Source organism: Chloroflexota bacterium (genome assembly GCA_011322445.1).
Classification (GTDB): domain Bacteria; phylum Chloroflexota; class Anaerolineae; order Anaerolineales; family DRMV01; genus DRMV01.
Genome location: DRMV01000028.1, coordinates 26187 through 35083 on the forward strand (window position 1 = coordinate 26187; position 8897 = coordinate 35083).

Genomic DNA, 8897 nt, shown 5'->3' on the forward strand with positions numbered 1-8897 from the left:
CCTGGCGTCGGGCTGCGGCCCGGCGGCAGGGCGTATCCCCAGAGATGATGTGAGGACGCCATGCCGACGACGACTTTGCTCTGGTTACTTCCCGTTTTTCCTTTGCTGGCCTTTGTGCTGATTGTGCTTTTCACCAATCGGAACAAGGCCTTGAGCCACACCCTGGCCGTAGGAGCGGCTTTCCTCTCCTGGCTGGGGGCGATGGTGATTTTCGTGCGGGCGTTGAAAATCGGCCCTGAAGCCCTGGCCGAGCACCCCATCCATTCGTGGGTCAACTGGTTACCCACCGGTAACGGTTATTTGAAAATCGGTGTGATGGTGGACCCGTTGACCGCGGCGGTGCTCTTCTTCGTCGCCTGGACGATCTTCATGATCTTCCTTTACAGCGTCGGGTACCACAACTTTGGGTATCCGGAAGGCGACCATGACCAGAAAGGCTTGCCCCCGCACGGCGCAACCGTGGTGGACGAGCATGGGCACAAGCATCGTGTGCCTTCCATCGAGCCGATGTATTCCCGCTTCTTTGCCTACATTGGCTTGTTCGCCGCGGGGATGTATCTGCTGGCGATTTCCGACAACCTGCTCACGCTGTTCGTGGGCTGGGAAATCATGGGCCTGTGCTCGTACCTGCTGATTGGCTTCTGGTTCGCCAAGCCTTCGGCGCGGGCGGCGGGCATCAAAGCCTTCATGACCACCCGTGTGGGCGATGTGTTCATGTTGTTGGGCATCGCCTATCTCTACGAGGCGACAGGCACGCTTTCCTTCCCCGACATTTTCAAGCCCGAAATGCTACACGCGTTGGCGAATGCCAACAGCGGCGTGCTGGGGCTTTCGGCGGCCGGGCTGATCGGCATTTTGCTCTTCATCGGTACGGTCGGCAAATCGGCGCAATGGCCGCTGCATGTGTGGCTGCCGGATGCTATGGAAGGCCCGACGCCGGTTTCGGCCATGATTCACGCTGCGACGATGGTTTCCGCGGGCGTGTACATGGTCATTCGTATGTTCCCGCTGCTCAAAGCGGGTTCGATGAACGGGGCGTTCCTCTCGCCGCTGACGGTGATGGGCTTCATCGGCGGCTTTACGGCCTTGTTCGCTGCCACCATTGCCGTGGCGCAGAACGACATCAAACGCGTCCTCGCTTATTCGACGATTTCTCAGCTGGGTTACATGGTGGCTGCGTTGGGCGCGGGTTCGTACATCGCGGCGACCTTCCATCTGATTACCCACGCTTTCTTCAAAGCGTTGCTCTTCCTGGGCTCGGGTTCGGTCATTCACGGTATGGAGCACGGGGTGTTGCATACCGGCAATCATGAGGTCGACCCGCAAGATATGTTCAACATGGGCGGCCTCGCGAAGAAGATGCCCATCACGTTCTGGACTTTCGTCATTGGCGGGTTTGCCCTCTCCGGCTTCCCGGTGCTGACGGCGGGCTTCTGGTCGAAAGACATGATTTTGAGCACCTCTTTCTTCGGTGGGCATCAGGTGATTTTCTGGACGCTGGCGATTGCGGCCTTCTTGACCGCTTTCTACACCATGCGGCAGATTACCCTCACCTTCTTGGGGAAGCCGCGCACGCCGGAAGCCGAGCACGCTCATGAGACACCGTGGACGATGACTGTCCCGCTGATGGTGCTGGCGTTCTTTGCCTTCACCGCGGGCTGGACGGGCATTCCGGAGCACTTCCCGCTGCTGGGTGGGTTGCTGCCCGATTGGTTCTCCCACTGGGTGGGGGCGACCTACGAGGCACTGTTGCAGCAGGCCGGGATGTTCAAAGAGGTGGCCGAAGGCGGCAGCCTGTTGCCGCTTTACACTTCGTTCACCGTTTCGCTGGGCGGGCTGTTCCTGGGCTGGCTGGTGTATAAGGACGTGACTTCGCCCGACCCGGCAACCGACCCGCTCAAGAAATGGCTGGGGCCGGTGCACACCCTGTTGCAGAACAAGTACTATTTCGACGAACTCTACGGGTATATCTTCATTCGCCCGGCTTACTGGTTCGCCGAAGTGTTTACTTTCCGCTGGGTCGACCGTGGCCTGATCGACGGTATTTTGCACGCCATTGCGCGGGCGGTGTATGACCTCGGCAAGGCGCTGGCGTACTGGATTGACCTGCCCATCATCAGCGGGGCGGGTGACCTCATCGGGAACATCGTGCGAACCTTTGGGCGCGCCTTCCGGGTGGTGCAGACCGGCCGGGTGCAGGATTACATGGTCGCTGCCATGACCTCCGTGGTGGCCTTTGGCGCCTTGGTGTATTACCTGCTGGTCTTTGCCCACTAAGATCGGCGGATAAGGAGCGAACTATGGCGTTTCTTCAGAATCATTTGCTCTCGTGGATTTTGTTCACGCCTGCGCTGGCCGCAGTTGTGATCCTGTTCTTCCCCAAGGAAAAGGTGAATTTCCACCGCTGGTTTGCGTTTATTGCCAGTCTGGTGCCTTTGGCGCTTTCCATTTGGCTGTGGGTGGCGTTCAATCCCAATGCCGAGGGCTTCCAGTTTCAGGAGCAGGCGCAGTGGTTTACCGCCGTGCATTCCACTTATCACCTTGGGGTGGACGGCATTGCCCTGGTGATGGTGCTGTTGACCACGCTCCTGACCAGTGCGGCTTTGCTGGCTTCTTTCAGCATCAAAGAACGTGTGAAAACTTACATGGTGCTCTTCCTGCTGATGGAAACCGGCATGCTGGGCGTGTTCATGGCGCTGGACTTGGTGTTCTTCTATGTGTTCTGGGAAGTCAGCCTCATCCCGATGTTCTTCCTCATTAGCCAGTGGGGCAGCGAAAAAGGCGTGCGGGTGTGGGGCAAAGGGCGCGAAGTCAAGGAACGCGACTATGCGGCCTTCAAGTTCTTGCTCTACACCATGGCCGGTTCGTTGGGTTTGCTGGCAGCCATCTTCCTGTTGGGGATGGTGAGCGGTTCGTTTGACCTGCCTGTGGTGCTGGCGCACTGGAAGACGGTGAGCGGTACGCTGTGGGGCATTCCGGTGGCGACGATCAAGGCGATTGTGTTTTGGGCTTTTGTGATTGCCTTCGCCATCAAGGTGCCGGTGTGGCCGTTCCACACATGGTTGCCCGATGCCCACACGGCTGCGCCGACGCCCGGCTCGATGATTCTGGCCGGCGTGATGCTGAAACTGGGCGCGTTTGGCTTCTTGCGCTTCATTTTGCCGCTTTACCCTGAACAGGCCAAAATGTTTGCCGGGGCGCTGGCTTTCCTCGGGATGATGTCTATCGTGATGGGGGCATTTGCTTCCTTCGGGCAGACCGACTTCAAGCGCCTGGTGGCATATTCTTCGGTCAATCACATGGGCTTTGTGATTTTGGGCATCGCTGCGGCGGCTTATGCCGCTTCTACCGATCCGACTACGGCGGCGATTGCCCTGAACGGTGCTGTGTTGCAGATGTTCAACCACGGCCTTTCCGCAGCCGGGATGTTCTTCCTGGTGGGCGTGATTTACGAGCGGGCGCACACCCGCGACCTGCGGGAGTTTGGCGGGTTGTGGCCGTTGGTGCCGATTTATGGCGGCATTTTGGTCTTCACCTCGATGGCTTCCCTCGGGCTGCCCGGGTTGAACGGCTTCGTTTCTGAGTTCCTGGTGGTGCGGGGCTCGTGGCCGGTCTTTACCCTCTACACTGCCTTGAGCATGTTGGGTTTGCTCTTCACTGGCGCTTACATCCTCAAGGGGCTGCGAGATGTGCTCCAGGGGCCGCTGAACACCAGGTGGGTCGGTCACTTGAGCGATATTTCGGTGCGGGAAATCGCGGTGATTGCGCCGCTGATGGTGCTGATGCTGTGGATTGGTGTCTGGCCGATGTGGATTCTGAATGTAATCAACAAGGCGGCGGTTCATTTGCTGGCCTTGCTCTGATGCTGGCGCGAGCCGACTTGTGTCTTGGAGGTGCCTAAGTGAGTGGCATTAACTCTGCAATGATGTTGGCGATTCTGCCTGAGTTGCTGATCCTGCTGGTGGCCGCGGCGGTGCTGGTCGTGGACCTGGTGGAACGGGGAAAGCACCCTCGCCTGCTGGGCTGGATCACCGTCGCGGGGTTGGGCGTGGCCTTTGTCGCCAGCCTGCTTTATGGCCGCCCACCGCAGGACGGTGCGCTGGTGTGGGGCGGCATGTTGCGCCACGACTGGCTGGCCTTTGTGTTCCAGATGGTGTTCATCGTGGGCGCTGCGGCAACGGCGCTTTTTGGCATGGACGTGGAAAACCTCGGCGAGCGGGGTGAGTTTTACATCCTGCTGCTGGCTTCGACGCTGGGCATGACCCTGATGGCCGCGGCTGCCGATTTAGTGATGCTTTACCTGGCGATTGAGACCACTTCGATTCCCATGTATGTACTGGCGGGCTTCCTGCATGCCGACCGCAAATCCAACGAAGCAGGTTTCAAATACCTGCTCTTTGGCGCAATGGCCTCGGCGGTGATGCTCTACGGCTTTAGCCTGCTCTACGGCTTCACCGGGGAGACCCAGTTGGCCGCACTCCCGGCTGCCATTGCCCAAAGCGGGATGGGGCTGGGTGTGCTGTTGGGTATCATTGTCTTGATTTTGGTGGGCTTTGGCTTCAAGACCTCGGTTGTGCCGCTGCACTTCTGGGCCCCCGATGTCTACCAGGGCGCGCCCACGCCGGTGACCGGCTTCCTTTCCACCGCGTCGAAGGCGGCTGGTTTTGCGGTGCTGGTACGGGTGTTCCTGGTGGCTTTCCCCGGCCAGAGCATCCCTTATTGGGGCGCTTTGCTGGCGGCGATGTCGGTCGCTACCATGACCTTGGGGAACACCCTGGCGCTGGCCCAGAAAGATATCAAGCGCATGTTGGCTTATTCGTCCATTGCCCACGCTGGCTATATTTTGGTGGGTGTGGTTGCGCTGAGTGAGTTGGGCCTCACGGGTGTGGTGTTTTACCTGGGCGTGTATTTGCTGAGCAACCTGACCGCCTTTGGCGTGGTGGCGATGGTCGAGAAGGCCGATGACTCCAATGAAATTGCCGATTACGCCGGGTTGGGTAAACGTGCCCCGTGGCTGGCGCTGGCGCTGATGATTGCGTTGCTCTCCCTTGCCGGTATGCCGCCGTTTGGCGGTTTTGTAGGGAAGGCATGGCTGTTCGGCGCCGCGGTGACGACGAAGAAGGCGAACCTGGTGTGGCTGGCGGTCGTGGGTGTGCTCAACTCGGTCGTGGCAATGTACTACTACCTGGTGGTGCTCAAGGTGGCTTATTTCGACCCGCCCAAGACCGAAGGCAAGATTGCAGTAAGCACCTCTTACACCGTTGGGTTGACGGTGCTGGCGGCGGCGGTGTTGCTGGTGGGCATCGCTTTCGCCCCGTGGTTTGCCTGGGCACAGCGGGCTGCCGCCGTGTTGTTCTGACATGTGGCGTTCGGGCGGCTGAAGTGGAACTTTGGCTGCCATCTTTCGCCGGGAACAAACCGCAGATTTCACAGATTACGCAGAAAAATCTGCGCCTATCTGCGTAATCTGCGGTTTGTTGAGTTTTTTGGGCGTTTTGGCGATTCTGATGCCGCAATGGTTGACGGCACCTTAAGCCCCATGTTACAATGCTGCCGCTATGGATGAGTTCCAACGGCAGAAACTTGCCCGTCAGAAGGTGTTCAACCTCACCCTGGCCTCAGTGATGGCCCAGGTGGGGCTTTTGACGGTGGTCGTCTTGGGGGTGGCGCTGTGGGTCGGGCTGACCCTCGATGCCCATTACGGCACCCGCCCGCTGTGGACGATTGTGTTGGTGGTGCTGAGCGTGCCGCTCACCATCGGTGGGATGCTGTGGGTGGTGCGCCGGGCCAGCCACCGTCTGGAAGACGAGTCGCCTTCAGAGGGTGAGAAACAGCAGTAGTTACGCCGCGCAGGCCCCGGGCCGCGCGAGTTATCTTGGAGGAAGAATTCATGGCTGACCCCAAGAAGGACCCTGGGACCAAGAAAAAAGGCAACTTGCGCAAGGAATTTGGCATCCTTATGCTCATTACGGGGGTTTTGGGTGGTATCGGCTGGTACTTTTTCCCGCCGGTCATGCCCCATGTGCAACTCCCTGCTGAGCCGGTAATGTCGCATCCGCTGTTTACCCTGCCGGTGCTGGGCGAGGTTTACCTGACCAACACCCTGGTTGCGATGATTTTGATGGACCTGGTGGTGTTGGCGTTGGTGTATATCGTCCAAAAGGCGGCAAAGAGCGGCGATTTGGTGCCGCGTGGCCTGAGCGGCGCTTTCGAAGCCTTGCTGGAAGCCATGTATAACCTGACCGAGAGCACCGCGGGCAAGTGGACGGCGGATATCTTCCCCTATTTTGCGACCTTCTTTATCCTGGTGTTGATTGCCAATTACATGGAACTTTTGCCGGGGGTAGATAGCATTGGCTGGCTGGCCCATGCCGAGCATACCGGCCACGCGGCGAAAGGCATTTTCCTGTTGAAGGATGCCGGGGAATATACCGTGGTGCCGTGGGTGCGGGTGCTTTCCACCGACTTGAACTTCACTGCCGCGCTGGCGCTGGTTTCGGTGTTCATGACGCAAGTCATTGGCGTCAAGGCGCTGGGGCTGCCTTACTTTGGCAAGTTCTTCAACATCAAAGCACTCTTCACCGTCAAGCCGCGCTGGATGGGCGTAATTGATTTCTTCGTGAGCATTCTGGAAATCGTTTCCGAGGTTGCCAAAATTGTCTCGTTCTCTTTCCGGTTGTTCGGTAACCTCTTTGCCGGTTCGGTGATGCTCTTCGTGATTGGCTTCCTGGTGCCTATCTGGTTCCAGAGTGCGGTGCTGCTGCTGGAATCTTTCGTGGGTGTCATTCAGGCGTTGGTGTTTGGTATGCTGACCCTGATGTTCATGTCGCTGGCGACCCACCCGCACGGCGGCGAACACGAGGAAGCCCACGCCTGATGTTGTGTTTTCGGCGGCCTGGCCGCCTTCAAAAATTCGTCACAAATCCTATCTACGGAGGTCGAGGGTAACGATGGAACAAGCAATTGTGCAAGCCGCGAAACTTATCGGTGCTGGCCTGGCGATGATTGGCGCCTTGGGCGGCGGGATTGGTATCGGCCTTTCGGCGCAGGGCGCGGTGCAGGGCATTGCCCGCAACCCCGATGCTGCCGGTCAGGTGCAGACCAACATGATTTTGGGTATCGCCTTCTCTGAGGCTGTCGCGATCTACTGTCTGGTGATTGCCCTGCTCATCCTGTTCGTGTAACGCTGATTCCAGCCCCCATTGGGAAGGAGGCTCGCCTTGGAACTCTTAGGGAAACTGGGCATTTCGCTGGGCTATTTGATCGTCCAGATTCTGAACTTTATCATCATGTTCTGGGTGCTCAAGAAATTCGCCTATCCGGCGATCTTGGGCATGTTGGAGAAGCGGCGCGAGATTATCGCCAAAGGGCTGGAAGACGCCCGCGTGGCGGCTGAAGCGCGGGCCAACGCCGAGAAGGAAGCCGAGAAGATCCTGGCCGAAGCGCGTGCCAAGGCCAGCCAGATTGTGCGGGAAGCCAGCGAGCGCGCTGAGGCTGTGGGGCGTGAAATCAAAGCCGCGGCGGAAGCCGAGGCCGCCAAGGTGCGCGAAGAGGCGCTGGAAACCGCCCAGGCCGAGCGCGAGCGCATTCTGCGGGAACTGCGCGGCCAGGTGGCGATGCTGGCCATTGCCGCGGCGCAAAAACTCATCGGCGCCGCACTGGACGAGCAGCGCCAGCGCCAGTTGCTTGATGAATTCTTCTCGGGCATCAAGGGCGGCAAAGTTACCGTGCTGGACGACCTGGGCACGGTGGAAGAAGCGCCTGCTGCTGAAGTGATCAGCGCCTTGCCCCTGACCGAAGAAGAACAGGAAACCATCAAGCAGGCTATCCTCGCCAAAGTTGAGAAAGTTGGTGAAATCACCTTCAAAGTCGATCCGTCCATCATGGGCGGCGTGGTCATCCGCATTGGCGATAAAGTGTTGGATGGTTCGGTGAGTGGCCAGTTGCAGGAACTGCGCGAAAGCCTGGCGTAAGCGCCTTACTTCAGCGTTTTTTTGAACCCAACAGGCCTCCGAGGGCTTTGAGACTTCGGAGGCCTTTGCTTTATATTGCGGCTATCCGCTGCCCTGTTCTGGACAGGGCGCAGGGCCCTGCGCCCCTACAGGCGTTACGGCCACCAGCGGCCCACATCCTGAATGGCGCGGAAGGTTTCGCTCACCGCCTCCTGCCCGCCTAAGGCGTGGATGACGGGAGCCAGTGCCCGCAGGTCGGCGAGCAGGTCGCTGCGGGTGCGGCGGGCGAGGATGGGCAGGGTCTCGGCCCAAAGGGGATAGAGGCGCTCCGGCGGCATCTCGGTCAACCGCGGGGCCAGTCCCGAAAGGGCATCGGCGCGCTCATTTTCATCCCAAATGCTCCGGGCCGCCGCAAGAGCCTCGGTCAGGGCCTGCTCCCGCAATTCCGGCGGCAGGTGGGGCGCCAGGGCCGCAAGGGCCTCGGCGCGGGCATCTTCATCCCGGATGCTCAGGGCCTCGGCCAGGGCCTGCTCCAGCAAGTCGGGCGGCAGGTGGGGGGCCAAGGCCGCAAGGGCACGGGCGCGAGCATCTTCATCCCGGATGCTCCGGGCCGCCGCCAGGGCCTCGCTCAGAGCCTGCTCCCGCAAGTCCGGTGGCAGGTGGGGCGCCAGGGCCGCAAGGGCCTCGGCGCGAGGACTTCTAAGGCCAAGAGCGTCCTTCTCTGGAAGGCTCCGGGCCGCCGCCAGGGCCTTGGTCAGCAACTCCACCGGCAGGTGGGGCACCAGGGCCGCAAGTGCACGGGCGCGGGCATATTCATCCCGGATGCTCCGGGCCGCCGCCAGGGCCTCGCTCAGAGCCTGCTCCCGCAAGTCCGGTGGCAGGTGGGGGGCCAGGGCCGCAAGGGCCTCGGCGCGAGGACTTCTAAGGCCAAGAGCGTCCTTCTCC

General features: G+C 60.0%; 7 protein-coding genes. All 7 read left to right on the plus strand.

Annotated elements, in window-relative coordinates; all coding sequences use genetic code 11:
• Nucleotides 1-60: 60 nt before the first annotated feature.
• Nucleotides 61-2277 carry an NADH-quinone oxidoreductase subunit L gene (locus tag ENJ54_04985; GenBank protein ID HFC09192.1) on the plus strand — a complete coding sequence of 739 codons (2217 nt, stop codon included), beginning with the start codon at nucleotides 61-63 and terminating at the stop codon, nucleotides 2275-2277.
• A gap of 23 nt (nucleotides 2278-2300) precedes the next feature.
• Complete coding sequence (locus ENJ54_04990) at nucleotides 2301-3863, plus strand: NADH-quinone oxidoreductase subunit M (protein ID HFC09193.1); 1563 nt, start codon at nucleotides 2301-2303, stop codon at nucleotides 3861-3863.
• Between the two features lie 38 nt (nucleotides 3864-3901).
• Nucleotides 3902-5359: an NADH-quinone oxidoreductase subunit N gene (locus ENJ54_04995; GenBank protein ID HFC09194.1), complete on the plus strand. Its 1458-nt coding sequence runs from the start codon at nucleotides 3902-3904 to the stop codon at nucleotides 5357-5359.
• Nucleotides 5360-5558: 199 nt separating this feature from the next.
• Complete coding sequence (locus tag ENJ54_05000) at nucleotides 5559-5840, plus strand: AtpZ/AtpI family protein (GenBank protein HFC09195.1); 282 nt, start codon at nucleotides 5559-5561, stop codon at nucleotides 5838-5840.
• A gap of 50 nt (nucleotides 5841-5890) precedes the next feature.
• Nucleotides 5891-6877, plus strand: coding sequence for a F0F1 ATP synthase subunit A (locus ENJ54_05005; protein ID HFC09196.1), 987 nt, complete (start codon nucleotides 5891-5893; stop codon nucleotides 6875-6877).
• 73 nt (nucleotides 6878-6950) lie between these two features.
• Nucleotides 6951-7184: an ATP synthase F0 subunit C gene (gene atpE, locus ENJ54_05010; protein ID HFC09197.1), complete on the plus strand. Its 234-nt coding sequence runs from the start codon at nucleotides 6951-6953 to the stop codon at nucleotides 7182-7184.
• A gap of 36 nt (nucleotides 7185-7220) precedes the next feature.
• Nucleotides 7221-7973, plus strand: a complete 753-nt coding sequence (gene atpF / locus ENJ54_05015; GenBank protein HFC09198.1) for an ATP synthase F0 subunit B — start codon at nucleotides 7221-7223, stop codon at nucleotides 7971-7973.
• The last annotated feature ends 924 nt before the right edge of the window (nucleotides 7974-8897 follow it).

Excerpts from the sequence above, each read along its gene's own strand:
- ENJ54_04985 (HFC09192.1), top strand. The coding sequence starts at position 61 with ATGCCGACGACGACTTTGCTCTGGTTACTTCCCGTTTTTCCTTTGCTG.
- ENJ54_04990 (HFC09193.1), top strand. The coding sequence starts at position 2,301 with ATGGCGTTTCTTCAGAATCATTTGCTCTCGTGGATTTTGTTCACGCCT.
- ENJ54_05000 (HFC09195.1), top strand. The coding sequence starts at position 5,559 with ATGGATGAGTTCCAACGGCAGAAACTTGCCCGTCAGAAGGTGTTCAAC.
- ENJ54_05005 (HFC09196.1), top strand. The coding sequence starts at position 5,891 with ATGGCTGACCCCAAGAAGGACCCTGGGACCAAGAAAAAAGGCAACTTG.
- atpE (HFC09197.1), top strand. The coding sequence starts at position 6,951 with ATGGAACAAGCAATTGTGCAAGCCGCGAAACTTATCGGTGCTGGCCTG.